The organism is Acinetobacter seohaensis (assembly GCF_056431365.1).
The window spans coordinates 42,306-64,651 of the sequence record NZ_JBWKMK010000050.1 but is presented as its reverse complement, the minus strand read 5'-3'; the positions used below and the strand labels follow the sequence as shown (position 1 = coordinate 64,651).

At 41.6% G+C, this 22,346-nt stretch carries 21 protein-coding genes, 1 other RNA gene and 1 pseudogene; 9 read left to right on the top strand and 14 right to left on the bottom strand.

Going from position 1 to position 22,346, the window contains the following annotated elements:
• Positions 1–23 precede the first annotated feature (23 nt).
• The 7 genes and pseudogenes from AC07E5_RS08870 to ssrA all read right to left on the bottom strand — a co-directional run bounded on the left by AC07E5_RS08870 (position 24) and on the right by ssrA (position 5,469).
• On the bottom strand, positions 24–806 hold the full coding sequence (locus AC07E5_RS08870; RefSeq protein ID WP_225543583.1) for an ATPase: 783 nt from the start codon (positions 804–806) through the stop codon (positions 24–26).
• A 3-nt stretch (positions 807–809) separates the two neighbouring features.
• Positions 810–1,067 carry a hypothetical protein gene (locus AC07E5_RS08865; RefSeq protein WP_004975373.1) on the bottom strand — a complete coding sequence of 86 codons (258 nt, stop codon included), beginning with the start codon at positions 1,065–1,067 and terminating at the stop codon, positions 810–812.
• Positions 1,068–1,341: 274 nt separating this feature from the next.
• Positions 1,342–2,049, bottom strand: a complete 708-nt coding sequence (locus AC07E5_RS08860) for an ABC transporter ATP-binding protein (protein WP_096902281.1) — start codon at positions 2,047–2,049, stop codon at positions 1,342–1,344.
• Position 2,050: 1 nt separating this feature from the next.
• Positions 2,051–3,259 (bottom strand): ABC transporter permease, encoded by a 1,209-nt coding sequence (locus AC07E5_RS08855; RefSeq protein ID WP_136144179.1) that lies wholly within the window; start codon positions 3,257–3,259, stop codon positions 2,051–2,053.
• Positions 3,256–4,407, bottom strand: coding sequence for an efflux RND transporter periplasmic adaptor subunit (locus AC07E5_RS08850; RefSeq protein WP_154320428.1), 1,152 nt, complete (start codon positions 4,405–4,407; stop codon positions 3,256–3,258). Before AC07E5_RS08850 ends, AC07E5_RS08855 begins: the two co-directional genes overlap by 4 nt.
• 211 nt (positions 4,408–4,618) lie before the next feature.
• Positions 4,619–4,930, bottom strand: a pseudogene (locus AC07E5_RS08845) (Arm DNA-binding domain-containing protein); the annotation flags it as partial.
• 179 nt (positions 4,931–5,109) lie between these two features.
• Positions 5,110–5,469, bottom strand: a transfer-messenger RNA (tmRNA) gene (gene ssrA, locus AC07E5_RS08840).
• 130 nt (positions 5,470–5,599) lie between these two features.
• Between ssrA and glpK the strand changes: the two genes are divergently transcribed.
• Positions 5,600–7,084 carry a glycerol kinase GlpK gene (gene glpK / locus AC07E5_RS08835; RefSeq protein WP_498625267.1) on the top strand — a complete coding sequence of 495 codons (1,485 nt, stop codon included), beginning with the start codon at positions 5,600–5,602 and terminating at the stop codon, positions 7,082–7,084.
• Between the two features lie 119 nt (positions 7,085–7,203).
• Here glpK and AC07E5_RS08830 read toward each other — a convergent pair whose 3' ends face one another.
• On the bottom strand, positions 7,204–8,562 hold the full coding sequence (locus AC07E5_RS08830) for a trimethylamine monooxygenase (protein ID WP_136144449.1): 1,359 nt from the start codon (positions 8,560–8,562) through the stop codon (positions 7,204–7,206).
• A gap of 663 nt (positions 8,563–9,225) precedes the next feature.
• The gene (locus AC07E5_RS08825; protein WP_004975391.1) at positions 9,226–9,432 is read right to left on the bottom strand and encodes a hypothetical protein; all 207 of its coding nucleotides are present in this window, start codon (positions 9,430–9,432) and stop codon (positions 9,226–9,228) included.
• A gap of 395 nt (positions 9,433–9,827) precedes the next feature.
• Between AC07E5_RS08825 and sbmA the strand changes: the two genes are divergently transcribed.
• Together sbmA and AC07E5_RS08815 are read left to right on the top strand one after the other, a co-directional pair.
• Positions 9,828–11,024, top strand: coding sequence for a peptide antibiotic transporter SbmA (gene sbmA, locus AC07E5_RS08820; RefSeq protein WP_179991304.1), 1,197 nt, complete (start codon positions 9,828–9,830; stop codon positions 11,022–11,024).
• Positions 11,025–11,303: 279 nt separating this feature from the next.
• Positions 11,304–12,269, top strand: a complete 966-nt coding sequence (locus tag AC07E5_RS08815; RefSeq protein WP_498625265.1) for a hypothetical protein — start codon at positions 11,304–11,306, stop codon at positions 12,267–12,269.
• Between the two features lie 34 nt (positions 12,270–12,303).
• Here the strand turns inward: AC07E5_RS08815 and AC07E5_RS08810 are convergent, their stop codons facing one another.
• From AC07E5_RS08810 to gatC, 5 genes are all read right to left on the bottom strand, one after another.
• On the bottom strand, positions 12,304–13,104 hold the full coding sequence (locus AC07E5_RS08810) for an NYN domain-containing protein (protein WP_019838361.1): 801 nt from the start codon (positions 13,102–13,104) through the stop codon (positions 12,304–12,306).
• 129 nt (positions 13,105–13,233) lie between these two features.
• A complete protein-coding gene (locus AC07E5_RS08805) occupies positions 13,234–14,016 on the bottom strand; it encodes an LEM-3-like GIY-YIG domain-containing protein (RefSeq protein ID WP_019838362.1) in 783 nt (260 codons plus the stop codon).
• A gap of 72 nt (positions 14,017–14,088) precedes the next feature.
• Positions 14,089–15,564, bottom strand: a complete 1,476-nt coding sequence (gene gatB / locus AC07E5_RS08800) for an Asp-tRNA(Asn)/Glu-tRNA(Gln) amidotransferase subunit GatB (protein ID WP_179988605.1) — start codon at positions 15,562–15,564, stop codon at positions 14,089–14,091.
• Positions 15,564–17,042 carry an Asp-tRNA(Asn)/Glu-tRNA(Gln) amidotransferase subunit GatA gene (gatA, locus tag AC07E5_RS08795; protein WP_004975402.1) on the bottom strand — a complete coding sequence of 493 codons (1,479 nt, stop codon included), beginning with the start codon at positions 17,040–17,042 and terminating at the stop codon, positions 15,564–15,566. Before gatA ends, gatB begins: the two co-directional genes overlap by 1 nt.
• A 52-nt stretch (positions 17,043–17,094) precedes the next feature.
• Positions 17,095–17,409: an Asp-tRNA(Asn)/Glu-tRNA(Gln) amidotransferase subunit GatC gene (gatC, locus tag AC07E5_RS08790; RefSeq protein WP_004975405.1), complete on the bottom strand. Its 315-nt coding sequence runs from the start codon at positions 17,407–17,409 to the stop codon at positions 17,095–17,097.
• Positions 17,410–17,546: 137 nt separating this feature from the next.
• Here gatC and AC07E5_RS08785 point away from each other — a divergent pair, with 137 nt between their 5' ends.
• From AC07E5_RS08785 to AC07E5_RS08760, 6 genes are all read left to right on the top strand, one after another.
• Positions 17,547–18,593, top strand: a complete 1,047-nt coding sequence (locus tag AC07E5_RS08785) for a rod shape-determining protein (protein WP_004975408.1) — start codon at positions 17,547–17,549, stop codon at positions 18,591–18,593.
• Positions 18,594–18,609: 16 nt separating this feature from the next.
• Entirely contained in the window at positions 18,610–19,467 is an 858-nt protein-coding gene (mreC, locus tag AC07E5_RS08780; RefSeq protein WP_167846190.1) for a rod shape-determining protein MreC, read from the top strand.
• Positions 19,454–19,960, top strand: coding sequence for a rod shape-determining protein MreD (gene mreD / locus AC07E5_RS08775; RefSeq protein ID WP_154320436.1), 507 nt, complete (start codon positions 19,454–19,456; stop codon positions 19,958–19,960). The genes mreC and mreD overlap by 14 nt, the downstream gene beginning before the upstream one ends.
• Positions 19,948–20,514, top strand: coding sequence for a Maf-like protein (locus AC07E5_RS08770; RefSeq protein WP_004975413.1), 567 nt, complete (start codon positions 19,948–19,950; stop codon positions 20,512–20,514). Before mreD ends, AC07E5_RS08770 begins: the two co-directional genes overlap by 13 nt.
• Positions 20,515–20,553: 39 nt before the next feature.
• Positions 20,554–22,008 (top strand): ribonuclease G, encoded by a 1,455-nt coding sequence (gene rng, locus AC07E5_RS08765; RefSeq protein WP_317097549.1) that lies wholly within the window; start codon positions 20,554–20,556, stop codon positions 22,006–22,008.
• 129 nt (positions 22,009–22,137) lie between these two features.
• Positions 22,138–22,308 carry a PA1571 family protein gene (locus AC07E5_RS08760; RefSeq protein ID WP_004975418.1) on the top strand — a complete coding sequence of 57 codons (171 nt, stop codon included), beginning with the start codon at positions 22,138–22,140 and terminating at the stop codon, positions 22,306–22,308.
• Positions 22,309–22,346 lie beyond the last annotated feature (38 nt).

Below are 22,346 nucleotides of genomic sequence, written 5' to 3'. Positions count from 1 at the left end.
TGAATGATTTAAGCGCGGTTTTTTTATTCTTCATCAACCAAATGAACAAGTACATATTTTTCAAACCAGATCGGAAACTCTCCTTTAAAATCTGGATTAATGATCAATGTATCTCCGTTAGTCACTTCACAGATATAAGAAGCCATATTCTTGGTCGCATTACTTGAATTATCAAATAAATACGCTCGGTCAGATACTTCAATCGCATCAATCAACATGTGCATAGTGCGGAAATAGCGTTCACGGATTTTAATTTCTTCGACTGGATGACCACCATTTTTCACACGTTGTTTAACTCGGTCCACATTAATATCAGGGTCCTCAGTCGTCACAAAGTATAAATAGGTACGATAGCCTTGCGTTTTAGCATCTCGCAAAAACTCGATTTTACTCTCATGAGACATTACGGTTTCAAATGTAAATCCAACCTTAAGCGTAAGTAACTCTTTACGGATGACATCAAGAATTCGGGCTGCGAGGTAGGAATCAATCGTGTTCCCGCTTAAGTCGATTAAGCTTCCATCAATCACAGGATCTACTGAGAGGAGAGGACTTTTGCTTAGAGTACCATCTGCATTTTTTAGTGGTCGACTTGCTTGAGTAAGATAATCAACCAATATGTTTGCATTAATGCGTATATCAAATTGACTTAGATCAAGAATGGGTGTGGCTTTAAGATCGCGCTCAAGGTTGTCAGCATTCAAAAACAATTTAGATAAACGGCTATCTAAACCATTAATCATCGTACTTTTGCCCGATCCATTTGGACCCGCAAACATTCTGATTCGAGGTGTTTTTGGCAACATAAATTATTCTGCAGTAGCCTCTATGTTACGTTTTCTAATTTTAAAGGTTCTGCGACCATTAAACTGGCGGGCTAGATCAGGGTTCCGACCAGATAACTGTTTGATTAAAACTGGTTTGCCATTCGGGGTTTTGCTGACTAAGGCATCATTTTCCACATAAAGTACTCGATCACTGTGAGCTACTGCAATGAAGCGTTCACGCAAAACGTCAGCTGCAGCTGTAGCGATTTCACTTTCATTGGTTCGGTTTCTAGTTGACATATCTAAAACCTCTAGGTGATTAAGTTTCATGGTTAGCGCGTCAATTCTTGGATTAAGAATAAATTGCTCTATTTAATCAATATATGCGTATTTTGATTAAATTCCAAGAACAGTATGAAGCTAGTAAGTATTATATTTTTGCATTTCTGATGCTATCAGAATACCACATCAACCGTTTTTTAGCATTGTGTCGCATGTAACTTGAAATGCAGATATTTTATTGCTTTTGATATTGAGCTAAAACATCAGTTTCCAGCGCTGAAAACTTTAGAGCCTACTTAAAAGGACGTCCTTCGCCTTGTTCTTCATAAGTCACACCATCTCGAATGTGGTACAAGCGTTTAAAGGTAGGGATGATTTTATCGTCATGTGTGACTACAATAATTGCAGTTTGAAATTTTTCTGCCATTTCGTGTAATAAGCGAATCACGGTCATCGCGCGTACACTATCCAATGGTGCAGTGGGTTCATCGGCTAAAATCACAGGCGGTTGATTAATCAAACCACGTGCAATGGCGACACGCTGTTGTTCACCACCAGACAATTGCCCAGGCATGGCATGTACCCGATGCTGCACATCGAGCGCCGTTAAAATTTCCAATGCGCGGGCGCGGGCAATGTCATTGGCTACGCCTGCTAACATCGGCAGCAGCGCTACATTATCCAAAACATTTAAAAAAGGAATTAAGTACGGGGTTTGGAACATAAAACCAATTTTATCGCGGCGTAAGGCACTTAAGTCTTTGACTAACCAACGTTGATCAAAAATCACCTCATCGCCCAAAGTCATGCGTCCTTCGGTAGGATCAATCACGGCACCTAAACATTTGAGCAAGGTGCTTTTACCCGAACCTGAGGGGCCAATCAGCCCAACCACTTCACCGGGTGCAACCTGCATTTTGACATCTTTTAAGGCATAAAAGGCATTGTCACCTTGTCCAAAACGCTTTTTTAAACCTTCAATTAAAATGCCGTGTGTCATGTTATCCCCCAATTGCTTCGGCAGGGTCAATGCGCAGTGCCATCCGAATTGCAACCAAACTGGCTAACATGCAAATCAGCATCACCGCAATAAATCCAAAAATAGAATCTTGCGGAACCAATAAGACATATTTCGGGAAATATGGTGCGGCAAAGGTTGAACTGATTTTACCAACAGCAAACCCAATTAATCCAAGCGCGAGTGCTTGTTGCAAGATCATCCAAGCGATTGTGCGATTGCGTGTGCCAATTAATTTTAAGACCGCAATTTCACGAATTTTGTCCATAGTCAGGGTATAAATAATAAATGCCACAATCGCGGCGCTGACCAAGGCCAAAATCACCAAAAACATGGCAATTTGTTTGGCGGATGTGGCAATCATTTTGCTGATTAAAATGTGTTCCATCTGCGGGCGGGTATAGACTGTTAGTTGTTGCCAACGCTGAATATGTGCTGCTGTTTCTTCAGCTGAAGCACCTGCATTTAAACGGACTAAAATAGCATTCACATAACGGTTGCTACTTTGTGCATTGAGTACGCTTTCAAGCAAGTCAGGATAAGCAGGGCGGTTATAAATTGGGTTTACTGCAATTCGTCTACGGTCTTGTAAAATGGCAGCATTGTCCTTTTGGAATTGCGCCTGTTGTGCATCTTTCAGCGGAATAAAAATCATCGGGTCACCACCCGAAGACACCATGCGTCGGGTTAAACCCACCACGGTAAAGGTGTTACGACGGATTTTAATACGATCACCCAACTTTAATCCCGTACTCATGTCGGCTACGGCTTCATAGTGCCCGCGGGTCAATTGACGTCCTGCCAATAAATGTGGCGGCCACCCCAAGTTATTCCACGCATGTTCACCTGTTTGAATCCCGACCACCATCGAGCGAATATCTTTATCTTGATGATGCACTTGCATGGTTAAATAAGTAATATTTGAAGCATGCGCCACCCCGGGCATATTCATCACGCTGCGATATAAATCATCACGCACACTTGAAGGTTCTGCATAAGGGCCAAGTGTATCTTGCTGCACTACCCATAGGTCAGCACCACTGTTATTCAGCAGGGCTTTGGCATCATCTACCATGCCGCGATACACGCCAGCCATAATTAAGGTCACACCAATCAGCAAGCCGAGTCCAAAGCCAGTAAATACAAATTTACCCCATGAATGGAAAATATCACGACCTGCCAGACTAATCATTTAGCTGCTCCTGCAAGTTGCTTGACAACCCGTAAACGGTTTTTGGCATGTAGGGGTTTTTCACTATACAGCACCACTTGATCATTTTCGGATAAGCCTGCGAGCACTTGCACATCGCCCGCTAAATTTGAACGTCCTAATTGAACTTCAACAAATTGCGGCTTTTCGGCCACAACTTTCCACACGCCTACTTGGTTATTGATACGGTGAACTGCCGCATTGGGAATGGTTAAGCTGCGTGCCAATGGTGCGAGGCTGATGGTGACTTCTGCTAACTCACCCAAAGGCGGAAGAGGCGTTGGAGGTTGATTAAAAACCACTTTAGCTAAAATTTCTTCGGTAATGGCATCGGCACGAGGTTCTACCCATAACACATGACCTGCCAAAGCATTATTTTGCCGTGAACGTAAATGAATTTGAGCTGGTAAGTCAGCAGCTAAACCAATCGCACTGGATTGATCGAAACGGGCATTCATCCAAATGGAGTTAGGATCGACAATTTCTAGTACGGTTTGACCTGCTACCACCGTTGAACCCGGTTCTGCATAACGTGCAGTGACGACACCTGCAGCTGTGGCCACTAAATTTAAATTATCACGCTGTGCTTGTAAGGTATTCAGGTCTGCACGTGCTTTATTGAGTTCTTGTTGCATCGCGCTGAGTGCCGCCGTTGCCAAATCGAGCTCTTGTTGTTTAATGGCTAAAGATTCTTGGCTGGTGGCATTGATTTTAGCTAGTTGTTGATAACGATTGACTTGTTGCTGCGCAAAATTTTGACGGATTTGAGTGTCTTGTTGCTGAGCGGTAATTTTTTGGATTATCGCACGTTGAGCCAATAAACGATCTTCCAAATCGACAGGATCCATTTCGCCTAACAGTTGTCCTGCTTGTACGTTATCGCCAATATCTACTTTTAAGTTTTTTAAGCGACCTGCTGCAGTTGGGCCAATTTTATAGTTATAACGCGCTTCAACGGTAGCTATGCCAAACAGGCTAGGTTGAATGGATTGATATTTGGCTTGCGTGAGGGTGACGTTGACAGGGGCAAATGGGCCTGTGCGTAAGACTACGTAAATTAACAATAAAACCAAAGCTACAATGACCACAATCACGGAAATCGTTCGCTTGCCTAAGGGAAATACCTGCATGTGTACTCCGCATAATTTTTTATCAATTAAGGAGAATATAATCTATTTTGTTATTGTGCGGGAGAGTTATTCGGTTTGGGGGATGAAAGCGAAAAATGTTTGGAGATGAATAAACCGTCCAATAAAAAGGCTTAAATCCTAAAAGTGGATTTGAACCTAGATCGCTTGGTAATACCCCCATTTTTAATTGAATTAATGGGTAGAAAAGAGGGCGTTCAAAATTCTGTCGCTTGCGTTCTTGTTTGGTAATGATTGGATTATCGCCGTGTGAAATATCCTTGATAATTTCTCTCGCTTTTTTTCTTGCACCTGCACCCGATAAATCAGGATATGTACCAATGCCCAACCATGACCATTTGCCATCAGCTTTTTTATATCTGAATAGCCATGCTTTTTTACCATCAGGCTTTACACGGAAATATAAGCCATCGCCGTCTAGCTCCCGATATTCTTTTGATTCAGGCTCTAGGTTAGCTAGTACGGTATCTGATAAAGGTCTACGTTTTATTTCTGTTCTTTTCATGGCTTGTACACCAACGGATTCAATAAATCTTGCAATGTACATGGTGGTGTACACGGCGTATGTACACTGTAGCTAGTTATATTTAGTTATGTTTAGGCAAGAAAAAAGGCTCAATCCCTTTAGAATCAAGCCTTTATCTTTTAAAACTTGGCATGTTTTGCCATGTTTTGTTAGGTATATGGTGGAGGTGGCGGGAGTTGAACCCGCGTCCGCCAACACTACACTCGAGAATACTACATGCTTAGATATCGTCTATTGTTTTAACACTCTAAGACCCGACGAACAGGGTTCAAAGTGCGATCCTCTAAGTTTGGTATAAAGTCCCGAGGCTCAACTCTATACGGACTTGTGTGCGTGCGCTTCAGTCGGGTTCACTGACCACAAGTATTCAGTGAAGCGGACAAGCGGCCCTTAGGCAGCTAGAGCGTAAGATTCGTCGTTTGCGACTATTTTAATGCAAATTTGATTTACGAGAGAAAATGCGCTCTCGGCATGCATCTATGAGCTTCATCATCAGCGTCGAAGCCAATAACACCCCCATATCACAGCGCAATCATAGCATAGCTGGCAAAAATTACGATGTATTTTCTGCACAATTACACATTTCGATGCGCTTAGTTACATAATTGCGCTAATATTTTATTTTTCAAGTCAAACACAATAAAAAATATGAGTTATTTACTGGCACTCGATCAAGGCACATCTTCTAGTCGCGCCATCATCTTCAATGAACACGGACAAGTTCAGGCAACGGCACAACGAGAAACCCATATTCAGACCCCACATTCAGGTTGGGTGGAACAAGATGCCAAAGAAATCTGGTCAAATCAAATTGCAGTGGTGCAACAGGCATTGGCAACTGCAGATATTTTGGCCAAAGACATTTGCGCAATTGGAGTAACCAATCAACGTGAAACCACAGTAGTGTGGGATAAACGCACAGGCAAACCTCTAGCGCCCGCAATAATTTGGCAAGATCGTCGTGCTGCAGATTGGTGTCATCACCTGATTCAAAATAACCAGATGCAATTGATTCAACAAAAAACAGGTCTGCGTATCGATCCGTATTTTAGTGCAGGCAAACTGGTGTGGCTGCTTGAGCATGTCGATGGATTAAAAGCATTGGCACAGCAGGGGCATGTGGCTTTTGGCACCATCGACAGTTGGTTAATCTGGAATTTGACCCAAGGCGCAGAGCATGTCATTGAAGCGAGTAATGCTTCAAGAACGATGTTGATGAATTTACATCACCAAACTTGGGATGAAGAATTGCTGGAATTATTTCAAATTTCCGCATCAGTTTTACCTAAAATTATTGCATCCGACAGCTATATTGCAGATACCGCAACGGGTTTATTGGGGGCGAATATCCCAATTACAGGTATTTTAGGCGATCAGCAGGCGGCGTTGTTTGGGCAATCGTGCTTTGAAGTTGGTACAGCAAAAAATACCTACGGCACAGGCTGTTTTATGTTGTTTAATACAGGCAATCAGGTGCAATTTAGCCAAAATAAGTTACTCACTACTTTGGCGTGGCAATGTCAAAATCAAACCCATTTTGCCCTTGAAGGCAGTGTTTTTATGGCAGGTGCTGTAGTGCAATGGCTGCGCGATGGTTTGGGTATTATCCAAAAAAGCAGCGATGTGGAACAACTTGCCAATAGTGTAACTTCTAGCGATGGTGTAGTGCTAGTTCCTGCATTTACAGGGCTTGGTGCGCCACATTGGGACAGTGAAGCGCGAGCGCTTTTATGTGGAATGTCACGTGGCACCAACAAGGCACATATTGCCCGTGCTGCCTTGGAATCCATTGCATTTCAGGTGTCGGATGTACTCACTGCGATGCAATCCGATTTAGATCATCCACTGAAAGAGCTTCGAGTCGATGGTGGTGCTAGTCAAAATGATATGTTGATGCAATTCCAAGCCGATATTTTAAATGTGCCTGTGTTACGTCCTAAAATGTTGGAATCAACCGCTTGGGGAGCAGCAGCTATGGCAGGTTTAAAGGCGGGTGTATTTTCTGACTTATCTGAAATTTCAGCATCTTGGCAGTTAGATCGGGTATTTGAACCCCAAATGAATGAAGCAGAGCGTGCAGAACATTTAGCGCGTTGGCAACAAGCCTTAAAACGTGCTAAGTCAGACTTATAATCAGCGCTATTTCTAAAATAACGCTAAGTTGAAATAAATCTTTAAACCACAAGCCTCATCAGCAAAACTTTTGAGGCTTGTAGCTGTTTTTTCGTTACTTTGATCTTTTAGATTACGCCTTACATTGCCTCACGTTGAGCTTCATCTTCTAGATAACTTTCCAAAGAATCATCTAGTGCATAAAGCCATGGTGTGTGATGCGGTTTAGCCATTTTTCCTGTCATCACTGAGCGATAAACTTTATCTCTAAAGCCCATAATATTTTCTTTTTTATGCTTTTTCCATTGCATGAAAATATCGTGTACTGCATCAATATTGAAAGATGGATAGTCGGTCTGCGCAATCAGGCGTTTGATGTAATCCCCTTGAAAACGTGCAGATTGTTCATCGCTCATTAAGCGTTGTTCTTTTTCATGCAAGGTTTGGGTATGGCTTTGCATTTCCTCTATGCTTGGCAACGCAATTTTGCCCAAAATCACATCGCGGACAAACCATGCCTGCGCATCGAACATATTGAAGGTGTACCATTGATCTTGCATACCCAAATAGAACAAACGTGGATTCTTTTCCCAAACCACACCTTGATATAAACCTAGTGGATAAAGGCAGTTATGCGTTCTGAGGCGCAAGCCATCTTCAATAAACGGGAAGTGGTGTAAATAGCCCGTACATAAAATAATGGCATCAATTTTGGCCGATGTTCCATCACCAAAATAAGCAGTATTTTCATCTACACGCAGTAATTGTGGTTTTTCAGACCAGTTTTTGGGCCACTTAAAGCCCATGGCTTTACTGCGATAGCAACTGTAAATTTGTTTGGCGCCGTATTTATAACATTGCGAACCAATGTCTTCGGCAGAGTAGCTGCTGCCCACCAACAGCACTGATTTACCTTTAAATTCCAGTGCATCACGGAAATCATGCGCGTGTAAAATACGACCATGGAATTGATCAAAGCCTTCATAAACAGGGACACGCGGGGTAGAAAAGTGCCCAGAGGCCACCACAACATAATCAAACTGTTCTGAATAATGACGTTGCTGTGCGTAATCTTCGACATCAACCGTAAATTTTTGCGTCGCATCATCATAATGAATATGCTGAACGGCGGTATTAAAGCGGACTAAGTCTTTCACCTGTGCTTTTTCTGCACGACCTTGAATATAATCCCACAACACTGCGCGTGGCGGATAAGACGCGATTGGTTTTTTGAAGTGTTCATCAAAAGTATAATCGGCAAATTCTAGCGCTTCTTTAGGGCCATTTGACCATAAATAACGGTACATACTGCCGTGGACAGGTTCGCCATGTTCATCTATACCTGTGCGCCAAGTATAGTTCCAGAGTCCACCCCAATCATTTTGTTTTTCGAAACATACAATTTCAGGAACTTGTAGACCTTTGGCCTTTGCTGACTGAAACGCTCTTAATTGGGCCATGCCGCTTGGGCCAGCGCCAATAATTGCAATTCGATCCATTGCTATCTCCATTAGTTTTTGAGTTCTTAATTACTTCTCCAATTTTGAGTGACACAATTCAGGATTTTAAATATCCGCATTATAAAAATAAGCAAATACAATCCTAAATTTAGAGATCAAGTAGATCTTGTCAAAATAGGATGTGAATTAAAAAAATAGAAAAAATAAAACACACTAAAGACAGTAAAAATTGCTTAAGCAACTCATCTTTATAAAAAAATGTGTTTTACAAGAAGCATGATCTTATCATAATTTTTGATTAATTTTGGTTTTGCTTAGTTGTAAAAGTGAATTTAAAGTCATTGCTGTTGTTGTTTTGGTTTGATCAATTGGTATATTTTATTGATTTTTATAGAGAAAATAAGATGAAAATTTAAAGCTAATTTTTATCTCATTTTGCCCAATATAAAGGTGATTTTGATGAGATTGTTGCAAAATCTACAATGATATACAGAGGATTGAAAACTGAATCTTAGGCAACATTTTCAGAGAGCCATACCCGAAGTGGACTTCTAAAAATTAAAAGGATGCTGTGATTGATAGGTGTAATGAAAGTTTAGTTTTTATAAGCCATGAAAGCAGTAGCGTATTTATCAAGCTTTATCTAATGATTGAATGTGCTTTGCGTACATTCAATCATTAAAGTTTGTGGCGACTCAGTAATTAAAGTTTACGCCACACCTTATTTTCATCTTCTAAAGAGACAGTAAAGTTAAATTCGTCGTCTACGGTAACCAAGTAGGAGTTAGGATTAACCAATAAAACTTTTAAAATTGTACCTTGCTCGAATTCAATTGGTGCGCAGTTTTCTTTACGTAGAACAATAGGTTCAAGTAGCTCAATAGCAATGTTTTCTGTTGGAGATTCCATACCGCACCCTAAATGAGTTATTTTTAATCAACTGTATTATATAGTAAATTGATGAATAATCTACACAAAATCGTAAATTTGTGTCGGGTTTAAATATTTTGTACTTGAATTGTTGGTCAAAAAATCGCAATAAATTTGCCCAATACTTCATAATTTGACATTTTAAAAATATAAGAAATTGAAATTTGATGTAATTTCTTAGATGAATGGCAAATGAACAGCGCAGTAAAATATAGCCGATTGATGAAATTTACAGTTTTCAGTATAAAAATAAAATTATTGCTGAAAAAACAGCGTATAAAGTATAAAAGTTAAAGTATCCATTCACGCTTTTTTAAGTGGTGAAGGCACTGGATTTTACATTCCAATTTAAAAAATAAAGGCTTTTTGTCTGCATGTTTAAGTCATTTTTTCCAAATCCAAAGTGGTTTTTTATTTCATTGCTTGTTTGGTTCGCCATTAATCTGGCTTTGTGGTATTCAGGCGGTAGCGCATGGGGCAGTTGGATTGGCTTCCCACAAGGTTATGCCGAAGCAACATTACCCATTGATGTCAGTCGTTTTTGGTCACCTGCATTTTTATGGTTTTATTTCTGGTTTTTTGTATCAACCACTATTTTTGCCACCTTTTGGAAATTTAAATCTAATAACCCGTGGCAGCGTTGGTCGGTATGGGGATCGGCATTCATCCTGTTCAATATTTGGTTTGGGGTACAAGTCAATGTTGTGGTGAATGCTTGGTACAACCCATTTTATGACCTGATTCAAAAAATGCTCAGTAGTGGTGGTGGAGATGTCAATGAGCTCTATACAGGCGTGCTGACCTTTTTATACATCGCCATGGTGGCTGTGACCTTAATGGTTTTGAACTTGTTTTTTGTCAGTCACTATGTCTTCCGTTGGCGTACGGCAATGAATAATTATTACACCGCACATTGGGAAAAACTCAGACATATTGAAGGTGCATCACAGCGTATTCAAGAAGATACCATGCGTTTTGCCAGAACCATGGAAACTTTAGGGGTGAATTTAGTCGAAGCCCTAATGACTTTGTTGGCATTTTTACCTGTGCTGTTTAGTTTGTCTGTGCATGTCAAAGCCTTGCCTATAATTGGGGAAATTCCGTATGCCTTAGTGTGGGCGGCTGTTGGCTGGGCAGTATTTGGTACGGTGGTGTTGATGGTGGTGGGTGCAAAACTTCCAGGTTTGGAATTTAACAACCAAAAAGTCGAAGCTGCATATCGTAAAGAACTGGTTTATGGTGAAGATCATCCAGAACGTGCCGATCCGCTGAGTTTAAAAGAACTGTTTAGCAAGGTGCGCTTTAATTATTTCCGTCTATATTTCCACTACGCCTATTTTAACTTGGTGCGTATTTGGTATATGCAATTAGACAATATTTACGGCTTATTTGTGTTATTCCCAAGCATTGCCGCAGGGGCAATTACCTTGGGCTTGATGATGCAAATCGCCAACGTATTTGGCAAAGTCCGTGAGTCGTTCCAGTACCTCATCGCGTCTTGGCCGACTATTATTGAGCTCTTGTCTATTCATAAGCGTTTAAAAGCATTTGAATCGACCTTGGATCAATAGTTTTGATGGCGACATTCATAAGTGTTGTGGATGTCGCGTTCGAATGTTTAGAGTGGTGACTGCCAAATATAAATTGATCTGAACAGTTGTATAAAAATAATACTGGTGCTAGTGTTCAAAATCATAAAAAACTGTGATGAATTGGATTGTTTTATAAAAATATCAAACTTGATTCAAATAAAATTATGATTAATTAACTATAAAATCAAGGTGTTGTATTTGTTATTTTGCCCCAATTCATATATTTTCATTGATATAAAAACAATTGAGAATTGAGACGTGACCTGCAAAAAATTACTCTTGATTGGGGGAATTGGCAGCCTATTATTTGGTTGTGCAACAGTTGATCAATTTAGCCCAAATTCGGTGAAGCATTTTGCATCTGCACAAGAACTGATTGTTCAAAAAAACTTAAATCAGCCCAGTGGTGCTGCTAAAGAATATGTCTATTATTGGGGGCCACAGCGCAAAGATCAGCCTGCTGAATCTATGATTCCACGTAAATATATGGGCAGCTATTGTCAGTCACAAAATGGACGCTTAACGCTGGCCTATAAAAGCTCAATGAGTTTAGTCAAAAATGCATGGTCTAAAAAACTACTCAATACTTATCGAGATGTAAAACAGGGGATTGGGGCATACCGCTGTGTAGGTAGTCAGGGTGATAGTTGGATTGTCTCAATTGAGCCTGTGGCAGAGCGCCAGTCGGAACAGCGTGGTGAAGCGCGAGTGGTGAGTTTGGTCACTAAAATAATGTCTGAAGATGAAGCGCGACGTTTTTACCGAGCGGTTTCTACATCTGCAAAGACTGCACCTAAAGCAGCTCCAAGTAATCCAAAAACAACAAATGCAACTAAAGTTGCTGAAGTGAAAGAAAAACCTGAAGAGAAAAAAGAGCCTGTAGTTGCATCATTAAAAACAGCTTCACCACGTGTGGTTGAAACACCACAACAGCAACAGACACGTTTATATGTCGCTGCGCGTCGTGATTTAAATAGTGGGCGTAATCAGATTAATGCCTGTAATAATGCACAACGTGCTTATAACTATGGCAAGTTACAGGGCGCAGAGGGTACACGTATTTATACAGAATCTGGTATGTTGGTGGCACGTTGTTTAACGGGTGTTTCGAGTTATCGGAGTCGTTTTCCAAATTCAGATGCACAGGCAAAACGTATTTTGCAGAATTTAGCCAATAATTATAATCATGCAGGGGCTAAGAATATGTTAAGAGGCATGAAGTGAGGGTAATTCTCACTTGCAAAGCCAACTTTTAATTTTAAATTTTTAATTTTATGTAAATTTGTTTATGTCCACTATCAAAAATACGTTCGTCATAGTCAAAAATATTTGTATGACTTTTAATCAAATCAACAACTTTTTTAAAGCCATAGTTTCTGGGATCAAAGTCATTTTGTAAAAGTTTCCATTGCGATGTGAATGAAGAAGCAGGAATCCATTCAGTATCATGATTGTCAAAAATTTGTTTAATAATATGTAGTGGTAGTTTCTGCGCTGAAGTGGTGTTGTTTAAGACTTCAGTTTTACTAGAGGGTTGAGGATGCTGTTCTTTCTTCGTTTCAATCAAAGGGAGTTCTTTAATTTGAGGTTCTTCATATCCACTTAGGTTCTCGACATAGGTGAAGTGAGAACAAGCATTTCGGAAGGCTTCGGGCGTTTGTTTCTTGCCAAATCCATAAACGGTGGCCCCTTGCTCTTTAATGCGTATTGCTAAGGCTGTAAAGTCACTGTCACTTGATACAAGGCAGAAGCCATCAAAACGGTCTGTATAAAGTAAATCCATTGCATCAATAATCATAAAACCATCGGTTGCATTTTTACCTGTTGTATAAGCAAATTGCTGCATAGGTTTAATCGCTAAATTATTAATAGCTTGCTTCCAACTACCATTTTGACTGACAAAGTTACCATAAATACGTTTTACCGTTGCCTCACCGTATTGAGTGATCTCATTTAAAATATTTTCAATATCTTTTGCAGAAGCATTATCTGCATCAATTAATACTGCTAATTTTGCTGTTTTTTCTTCTGAAACATTAAAGATCGTTTTTAAAACCATTATTTTCTCTAAAAATAAAACCCTACACAAGGTAGGGTCTTTATCTCATAAAAACAAAGAATTAGTCAATTAATCAACCAATCATATTCTTCATCAATTTATTCACCTGTGTAGGGGAATCCGACAAACTTAATCTTTGGCTTTCCATGAGTACTTTATAGGGTTACTAGCCCCTTTTTTTCTGAACTTTTCAGGAATTCTTTTGCCTAAATACTTGGTCTGAAATTCTGGAGGTGCATTTTTCCCAGTGAACCCATATCTTTTTGAGCGTGTTTCGTGATTATAGACATCCTCACCCAACAGCATAAAGTTCGGGAAGTTTTCTTGTGTGGCTTCTAACCATTGTTCAGCCACAAATACGCCTTTGATCACACCTTGTACCGTGGCTAAAATTATTTTTGCTTTATTGGCTTCTGAAGGAGTAAGTTTCCATGCAAATCTAACTGCATCATATACGCCACGTTCTAAAGCAGTTCTATTAATTGAAATCAATAGAGCATCATCTGTAATTTCTACGGTTTCAGTTTGATATGCTGTAACAATTTCATGAATATTAGCTACTCCATATTCATTACTACCTTTGCCATTCATAATATTTGTTAGACCTGAATAAGCATCAATTAATGAAGCCTCAACAACTTCAGCCATATTTTTGCTTTCTAAAGCATGGCGATGAATAATATGGATAACATCTAAACCCGATAATTGAATATCTCTGATCTGTTTCATTTTTAAACTAAGAAGATCTTCTTCTGCATCTTTATCAGTTAGTAGCCCATTTACATGATCAAATATACGATTGTTAAGTCCACGACCGATGTAAAAGGTCGAACCATCTCTTGGATCGACTAATCGATAAACATACCATTTAAGATTTTCACAGACTTCTGGACTGAATTTTTCTATTTTCATTTTATTAACCGTAAAAAAACCCTACATAATGTAGGGTTTTTATCTCATAAAAACAACGAATTAGTCAATTAATCAACCAATCAATTTCTTCATCAACTCATTTACTTGTGCAGGGTTGGCTTTGCCTTTCGCAGCTTTCATTACCTGACCAACAAGACCGTTAAAGGCTTTCTCTTTACCAGATTTATACTCTTCAACCATCTTCTCGTTCGCAGCAAGTACGTCTTTAATAATTGCTTCAATTGCGCCTGTATCTGTTTCCTGCTTTAAGCCTTTTTCAGCAATGATTTCGTCCGCAGATTTGCCTTCTTCCCACATAAAGCCGAATACTTGCTTCGCGATCTTACCGTTAATTGTGTTGTCCACAATACGCGCGATCATACCGCCAAGTTTTTCCGCAGATACAGGAGAATCAGCCAAATCTAAGCCTGCTTTGTTCAAAGCACCTGAGAATTCACCCATTACCCAGTTTGCTGCAATTTTACCGTGTGCCGCACCACCTGCTGCAGCAACCACAGCTTCGTAAAATTCAGACATTTCACGAGTAAGCGTTAAAACGTGAGCATCGTATTCAGTCACAGCAAAGTCTGCTACAAAACGTGCACGACGTGCCGCAGGCAATTCAGGCATAGTGGCTTTAATTGCTTCAATTTGCGCATCTGGAATAACCACAGGCAACAAATCTGGATCAGGGAAGTAGCGGTAATCGTTCGCTTCTTCCTTCGAACGCATTGAACGCGTTTCCATCTTCACAGGGTCAAACAAACGTGTTTCCTGATCAATGGTGCCATCCCATTCCAAGATTTCCATTTGACGTTCAATTTCAACATTGATTGCCTGTTCAATGAAACGGAATGAGTTCAGGTTTTTCAATTCACAACGTGTACCGAAAGGTTGTCCCGGACGGCGTAATGACACGTTACAGTCGGCACGGAATGAACCTTCAGCCATGTTACCGTCAGAAATACCTAACCAACGTACCAGTGTATGAATCGCTTTAATATAAGCTACGGCTTCTTCAACCGAACGCATATCGGGTTCAGATACAATTTCAAGCAAAGGCGTACCTGCACGGTTGAGGTCAATACCTGACATGCCTTCAAATTGATCATGAATCGACTTACCCGCATCTTCTTCAAGGTGTGCACGGGTTACGCCAATGCGTTTGGTCGTGCCATCTTCAAGTTGGATGTCGATATGACCCAAACCGACAATGGGGTTGTCCATCTGGCTAATTTGGTAGCCTTTAGGCGAGTCAGGGTAGAAGTAGTTTTTACGCGCAAACACAGACGCTTGGTCGATGTAGGCATCAATACCCAAACCAAAACGGATTGCCAAATCCACCACTTCTTTATTCAGCACAGGCAAGACGCCCGGCATAGCTAAATCAACAAGGCTGGCTTGCGTATTTGGGTCTTGACCAAATTCGGTTGATGAACCTGAGAAAATTTTAGAATTGGTTGCAAGCTGAGTATGAATCTCAATACCAATCACGACTTCCCAACCATCAATCAGGTTTGATTTTGGTTTAGCAGTATTCTTCGCCATTATGCGTTCTCCTCAGCAATTGCAGCGCGTTGAGTATGCCAATCGGTCGCTTGTTGATACTGATGTACCACAGATAACAGTTGTGATTCAGACCAGTAATTGCCAATCAATTGTAAACCTACAGGCAAGTGATCTTGGTCAAAACCAACAGGCGCACTAATTGCAGGTAAGCCCGCTAAGTTCACCGCGATGGTGTAAATATCACCCAAATACATTTCAACAGGGTCTAAAGACGCGCCAATTTTGTAGGCAGTTGTTGGTGCAGTTGGTGCTGCAATCACATCGACCTGTTCAAAGGCTTTTAAGAAGTCTTGCTGAATTAAACGACGGACTTTTTGTGCTTTCACGTAGTATGCATCGTAATAACCCGCAGAAAGAGCATACGTACCAATCAAGATACGACGTTGCACTTCTGCACCAAAACCTTCAGAACGTGAACGTTTGTAGAGGTCTAAAATATCTTGAGGATTTTCTGCGCGGTAGCCGTAACGTACACCATCGTAACGAGAAAGGTTGGACGATGCTTCTGCAGGGGCAATCAGATAGTAAGTTGGCACGTAGCTTTCAGTCATGTTGAGGTCAATCTCAACCAATACTGCGCCCAATTCTTCTAATTTTTTTAGTGATTCTTCAACACGTGCTTTCACCGCAGCATCTAAACCAGCCACATTGAAGTATTGTTTCGGAATACCAATGCGTAAGCCTTTGAGCGTTGTTGCATTCAGGTTCGCCACATAATCTTCAACCGCTTTATCCATAGAGGTTGAGTCTTTGGCGTCATGACCTGCCATTACATTCATTAAATATGCGCAGTCTTCTGCAGAGCGTGCCATTGGGCCTGCCTGATCTAAAGATGATGCATAAGCGATGATGCCGTAACGTGAAACACGTCCGTAAGTTGGTTTGAGACCAGTCAAACCACAGAAAGACGCAGGCTGACGGATTGAACCACCTGTATCTGTACCTGTAGCAAATGGTGCAAGGTCAGCCGCCACGACAGCAGCAGAACCACCTGACGAACCACCCGGTACATGGTCAAGTGCCCATGGGTTTTTGGTCGCGCCATAGAACGAACTTTCAGAGGTTGAACCCATTGCGAATTCGTCCATGTTCACTTTACCCAAAGTGACCAAACCTGCATTTTTACCTTGTGCCACCACAGTTGCGTCATAAGGCGAGATAAAATTGTCCAGCATTTTTGAACCCGCAGAGGTTTTAATGCCTTGGGTACAAAAAATATCTTTATGTGCAACAGGAATACCTGTCAGTGCTGTCGCTTGACCCGCCTGACGTAATGCATCGGCTGCATCCGCCTGTGCCAGTGCTACTTCATTGGTCACGGTGACATAAGAGCGCACTTGCGGATCAATTTTGGCAATACGTTTTAAATAATGTTCTGTTAGTTCGCGAGAGGAGAATTTGGCTGCCGCTAAACCCTCAGAGATTTCACGAATCGATAAGCGATGTAAATCTGTCATGAGAAAAATTCTTTTACCTTTTTATGAAGTCAAAATGTAACAGCCGAATAAATTATTCAATCACACGTGGAACAAGGTACAAGCCATCCTGAACTGCAGGGGCAACAGCTTGATATTGCTCACGATGATTCTGTTCGGTTACGACGTCTTCACGTAATGGTTGAGGGTGGTCAAATGGGCTTTTTAAAGGCTCAACGTCATCGGTATTTATGCCTTTTAAGCTTTCCATCATGCCTAAAATTTTATTTAGACTTTGAGCATACTCAGCAGATTGCGTATCATTGAGTTTAAGACGAGCAAGATGGGCAATTGCTGAAACTGTTTGTGCATTTAAATCTGCAGAATGCTGAGCATCCGAGGTAGACATAACATCACCTAAAATCAGTATTAATAAAAAATTTCAAAATATCGTGCGTTATAATAAGCGATTGACTTGTTCAACGCACCACATTTAGTTAAAGTTGCCAACTTGCGTCCACATAAAGTTTAATCGAGAACGACTCCGTGATTCTAAAACGACTAATTGGCTTGTTTTCGCCAGACCTAGCCATTGATTTAGGTACAGCAAATACACTTATTTATGCGCCAGGACGAGGCATTATATTAAATGAACCGACAGTTGTGGCAATTCGTCACAGCGGTTCACAGAAAATTGTTGCCGCAGTCGGACTTGATGCCAAACAAATGTTGGGTCGTACCCCTGCAAACATTTCTGCAATTCGCCCAATGAAAGATGGTGTCATCGCTGATTTTGAAGTGACTGAAACCATGCTGAACCAATTTATTGGCAAAGTGCATGAAAAACGTTTATTCCCACCTGCACCGCGTGTAGTGGTGTGTGTACCATGCAAATCTACTTTGGTAGAGCGCCGTGCCATTCGTGAAGCCGTGTTTAATGCGGGCGCACGTGATGTACGTTTAATTGAAGAGCCAATGGCAGCAGCAATTGGTGCAGGTATGCCTGTCGAGCAAGCTTGTGGCTCAATGGTGGTAGATGTTGGTGGTGGCACGACAGAAATCGCGATTATTTCATTACAAGGTTGTGTTTATTCAGATTCATTGCGTATTGGTGGCGATGTGTTTGATGAGCAAATCATTAACTACGTGCGCAAGGCACATGGTTGTGTGATTGGTGAAACCACAGCAGAAACTATTAAGAAAGAAGTTGGCATGGCATTGCCAGATGAAGGTGCTAAACCACTGGAAATTGAAGTGCGTGGTCGTAACTTGGCAGAAGGTGTGCCACGTGCCATTACTGTAACTTCTGATGAAATTACCCAAGCCATTTCTGATCCGTTACAAAGCATTGTATCGGCAGTAAAATCTGCACTGGAACAAACTCCACCAGAACTTTCTTCCGATATTGCAGAGCGTGGAATTGTGCTCACCGGTGGCGGTGCGTTATTGCGTAACCTAGACAAGCTTTTGGCACAGGAAACTGGCTTGCCTGTGGTAGTCGCAGAAGAACCATTAACTTGCGTTACCCGTGGTGGTGGCAAGGTCTTGGAATTCTTTGATAATCCAAACCACGATATGTTATTTGTTGGCTAATACATAGGATTCGGCGGTGCAAACAAATCTGTTTTCCAGACAACCGCCATCTTTTCGCTCTTTTATAATTGCGGTCATTACTTGCTTGGTCATCCTGTTCTTTAACTGGCGTGTCCCGCATGTAATTCAACCTGCACGTGATGTTTTGTATGCGGCATATAATCCAATTTATGCCCTTGCAAGCTATCCTGTATTGTCGCGAGAATGGCTAAGTCAACAAAGTAAGTCTGAGGCTCAATTGCGTCGTGAAAATACCGCGATGCAGGCAGAGCTATTACAGGCTCAAGTCCGTTTGCAAAAATTGTCTGAACTCTCTGCAGAAAATACCCGCCTGCGTGGTCTACTCGATACGCCTCTAATCATTGATGGACGCATGGAAATTGCTGAAGTAATTGGTACCGATGCCGATCCTTTGCGCCACATTATTGTGATTAACCGTGGTTCACAAAATCAGCTCAAAGTCGGGCAAACCGTTTTGGATGATAAAGGCATTATGGGGCAGATCATTGCTGTGTATCCACACAGTAGCCGTGTCATGTTGCTTTCTGACAAAGAACACTCACTTTCAGTGCGTTTGGAACATACAGGCATGCGAGCCATTGTGTCGGGTACGGGCGATTTAGGGCGTTTGAAAATGGAATATGTACCGACCAGTGCCAATATTCAGGTTGGAGAGAAAGTCTATAGCTCAGGCTTGGGCGAGCATTTCCCTGCAGGATATTTGGTTGGAAGCATTGCCAAAATCAGCCGACATAATTCTGGTGAGTTTGCACAAATTGATGTGATGCCTGCAGCACAATTGGCGGGTGGTCATCATGTGGTGGTGCTGTTCTCAGAATCTTTAGCGAAGGAGCAGCCAAATGCCAATCGCTAAAATTGGACAAACCCGACTCGGACAAAACAAGAATAAAGATCCACTATTTCCGATTATTTTTTCTGTAATTGCTGCATCTGTACTCATGGTGTATCCGCTGTCTTATACAGGCTCGGGTTGGCGACCATTGTTTATGTTGATGGTGACCTTGTTTTGGGTGCTTGGGCAACCAACTTGGTGTGGTATTTGGTTTGCCTTTGGTACAGGCTTGTTTGCAGACTTGCTCCTCGATGCACCTTTGGGCATGAATGCCTTGAGTTTTGTGGTGATTACTTTTGTGGCGCGTTTCCTGACTCGTGAGCGCCGTATTATGACGTTTGCGAATTTATGGGTCATTAGTGTAATCGCAATTTTGGCTCACCTCGCCCTGATTTGGGTGATGCAAGTCATGGGTGGGATTCAGTTCCCATTTGCCCGTCATTGGCAACCTTTGCTGAGTAGTATTTTGCTCTGGCCTGTGCTGTATTATTTCTTGCGAAAATGGCGCATTTAATTCTTGCCTCAAGTTCACCGCGCCGTCGGGAACTCCTGCAACAGCTTGGGCTGGAATTTGAAATTTACAGTCCAGACATCGATGAATCTATTTTAGCGGGCGAAGATGTTGCCGCGTATGTTGAGCGGTTGGCATGTGCCAAAGCCGATGCGGTTTTACGGCTATTTCCTGATGCTATTGTGATTGCTGCCGATACCAGTCTAGGCGTAGATGGGCAGATTTTGGGCAAGCCAGAATCCAAAGCACATGCCTTTGCCATTTGGTCACAACTTTCTGGTCGAAAACATGATGTTTTTTCAGGGGTTTGTGTGCGTACAAAACAGAAAAAATCCAGTATAGTGGTACGTACACAGGTTGAATTTCAATCGCTTAGCCTAGATGATATGGAAAGCTACTGGGCAACAGGTGAGCCGATTGGAAAAGCGGGTGCTTATGCGATTCAGGGCATCGCAGCACGTTATATTCCGCGTATTGAGGGCAGTTATAGCAATGTTGTCGGCCTGCCACTCTATGAAACCGTACAGTTATTACAGACAGTTAAGGCACTAAATTAACTGCTGCACAAAAATTTTTATAATGTTTTGAGTTTTATTATGTCTGACGAGTTGTTGATTAACGTCACACCGATGGAGTGTCGGGTGGCGTTAATTCAAAACGGCACGGTCAATGAACTATTCGTTGAGCGTACAGCCAAGCGTGGTTTGGTGGGCAATATTTATAAAGGCAAAGTGGTGCGCGTGCTGCCAGGCATGCAAGCCGCTTTTGTCGATATTGGTTTATCGCGTACTGCTTTTTTGCATATCAATGACATGATTTGGCCGCGCAGCCAACCTACACCGAATGTCTTTGAATTATTGCAGCCTGGGCAAATTCTAACCGTGCAAGTGATGAAAGATATGCTCGGTACTAAAGGCGCACGACTGAGCACTGATCTTTCCATTCCTTCGCGTTATTTGGTTCTAATGCCGTATGGCAGTCATATTGGCGTATCACAACGCATTGAATCGAGTGAAGAACGTGAGCGTCTACGCGGGATCATTGAAACCATTCAGGCTGAGCATAAATTACCAGGCTCAGTGATTGTACGCACAGCAGCCGAAGGCGTCGATGAAGCGGCCTTAGTGCAAGATATGTGTTACTTGGCAAAATTGTGGGAATACATTCAGCGTAAACAAAAAAGCATTGCTGTGCCTTCTTTGATTTTTGAAGAGTTGCCGTTACCGCAACGCGTAATTCGTGATTTGGCGAATGATAACACCGCCAAAATTTATGTCGATTCTCGTGAAATTCACGCCAAATTAAAAGAATTTGTGGATGAGTTTGTGCCCAATATGCACAATCGCCTGATTTATTACCCAGGCGAGCGCCCACTGTTCGATTTATACAATGTCGAAGAAGATATTCAAAAAGCGTTGCAAACCCGTGTGGCATTAAAGTCAGGCGGTTATCTGATGATTGATCAGACCGAAGCCATGACCACCATTGATGTGAATACGGGTTCTTATGTCGGTGGTCGGACTTTAGAAGACACTGTTTTTAAAACCAATATGGAAGCCACACAGGTCATTGCCCGCCAGTTACGTTTGCGTAATTTGGGTGGCATCATCATTATCGACTTCATTGATATGCAAGAAGTACAGCATCGTGATGAAGTCTTGAGTCAGTTTGAGCGTATGCTTGAACGAGATCATGCCAAGACCAAAATTACCCAAGTGTCTGAACTGGGCTTGGTCGAGATGACCCGTAAACGCACCCGTGAATCATTAGAACATTTACTTTGTGAAGCCTGTCCAACTTGTCAGGGACGGGGATATGTCAAAACAGCAGAGTCAGTATGTTACGAAATTTTTCGAGAAATTTTAAGATACGCACGCGCATTTGAATCACAACGTGGCTTTACTGTCGTTGCGCACCCATCGGTGATTGACCGATTGTTAACTGCCGAAGCGCCAGCAGTGGCGGATTTAGAGCACTTTGTCAGCCGTGTGATTAAATTTCAGGTGGAAAATTTATATACGCAAGAGCAATACGATATCATTTTGAGCTGAAATTGTAACAGGATATCGCTAAACAGTTGTTACATCTGAAATTTTACTTTTTTGAGTGAATTCTCAATACTAAGCATACAGAGTAGCCAAAGCCGAACATCTCCCTCGGTTTAGCAAATGAGGTATGTCATGGGTATGAGTAAAGTTGTGATTCAAAAGAGTTTAAAAGTATTAGATCGTAAAGTGACACATAACGGTTATATTGTGGATGAGCAAGGTAAAGAAACTCAAATTACCACCGCAATGGTTAGCGCGGTTTGTCAGCAATTATTAAAACAGTGTCGTACTATTCAAAAATAAGGGGCAGCAATTGCCCCTTAATTGATTCTATTGAATTA

Bases quoted from the DNA above. Each gene is read 5' to 3' on its own strand.
- AC07E5_RS08870 (WP_225543583.1), bottom strand. From the start codon at position 806: ATGTTGCCAAAAACACCTCGAATCAGAATGTTTGCGGGTCCAAATGGA.
- AC07E5_RS08865 (WP_004975373.1), bottom strand. From the start codon at position 1,067: ATGTCAACTAGAAACCGAACCAATGAAAGTGAAATCGCTACAGCTGCA.
- AC07E5_RS08860 (WP_096902281.1), bottom strand. From the start codon at position 2,049: ATGACACACGGCATTTTAATTGAAGGTTTAAAAAAGCGTTTTGGACAA.
- AC07E5_RS08855 (WP_136144179.1), bottom strand. From the start codon at position 3,259: ATGATTAGTCTGGCAGGTCGTGATATTTTCCATTCATGGGGTAAATTT.
- AC07E5_RS08850 (WP_154320428.1), bottom strand. From the start codon at position 4,407: ATGCAGGTATTTCCCTTAGGCAAGCGAACGATTTCCGTGATTGTGGTC.
- glpK (WP_498625267.1), top strand. From the start codon at position 5,600: ATGAGTTATTTACTGGCACTCGATCAAGGCACATCTTCTAGTCGCGCC.
- AC07E5_RS08830 (WP_136144449.1), bottom strand. From the start codon at position 8,562: ATGGATCGAATTGCAATTATTGGCGCTGGCCCAAGCGGCATGGCCCAA.
- AC07E5_RS08825 (WP_004975391.1), bottom strand. From the start codon at position 9,432: ATGGAATCTCCAACAGAAAACATTGCTATTGAGCTACTTGAACCTATT.
- sbmA (WP_179991304.1), top strand. From the start codon at position 9,828: ATGTTTAAGTCATTTTTTCCAAATCCAAAGTGGTTTTTTATTTCATTG.
- AC07E5_RS08810 (WP_019838361.1), bottom strand. From the start codon at position 13,104: ATGGTTTTAAAAACGATCTTTAATGTTTCAGAAGAAAAAACAGCAAAA.
- AC07E5_RS08805 (WP_019838362.1), bottom strand. From the start codon at position 14,016: ATGAAAATAGAAAAATTCAGTCCAGAAGTCTGTGAAAATCTTAAATGG.
- gatB (WP_179988605.1), bottom strand. From the start codon at position 15,564: ATGGCGAAGAATACTGCTAAACCAAAATCAAACCTGATTGATGGTTGG.
- gatA (WP_004975402.1), bottom strand. From the start codon at position 17,042: ATGACAGATTTACATCGCTTATCGATTCGTGAAATCTCTGAGGGTTTA.
- gatC (WP_004975405.1), bottom strand. From the start codon at position 17,409: ATGTCTACCTCGGATGCTCAGCATTCTGCAGATTTAAATGCACAAACA.
- mreD (WP_154320436.1), top strand. From the start codon at position 19,454: ATGCCAATCGCTAAAATTGGACAAACCCGACTCGGACAAAACAAGAAT.
- AC07E5_RS08770 (WP_004975413.1), top strand. From the start codon at position 19,948: ATGGCGCATTTAATTCTTGCCTCAAGTTCACCGCGCCGTCGGGAACTC.
- rng (WP_317097549.1), top strand. From the start codon at position 20,554: ATGTCTGACGAGTTGTTGATTAACGTCACACCGATGGAGTGTCGGGTG.
- AC07E5_RS08760 (WP_004975418.1), top strand. From the start codon at position 22,138: ATGGGTATGAGTAAAGTTGTGATTCAAAAGAGTTTAAAAGTATTAGAT.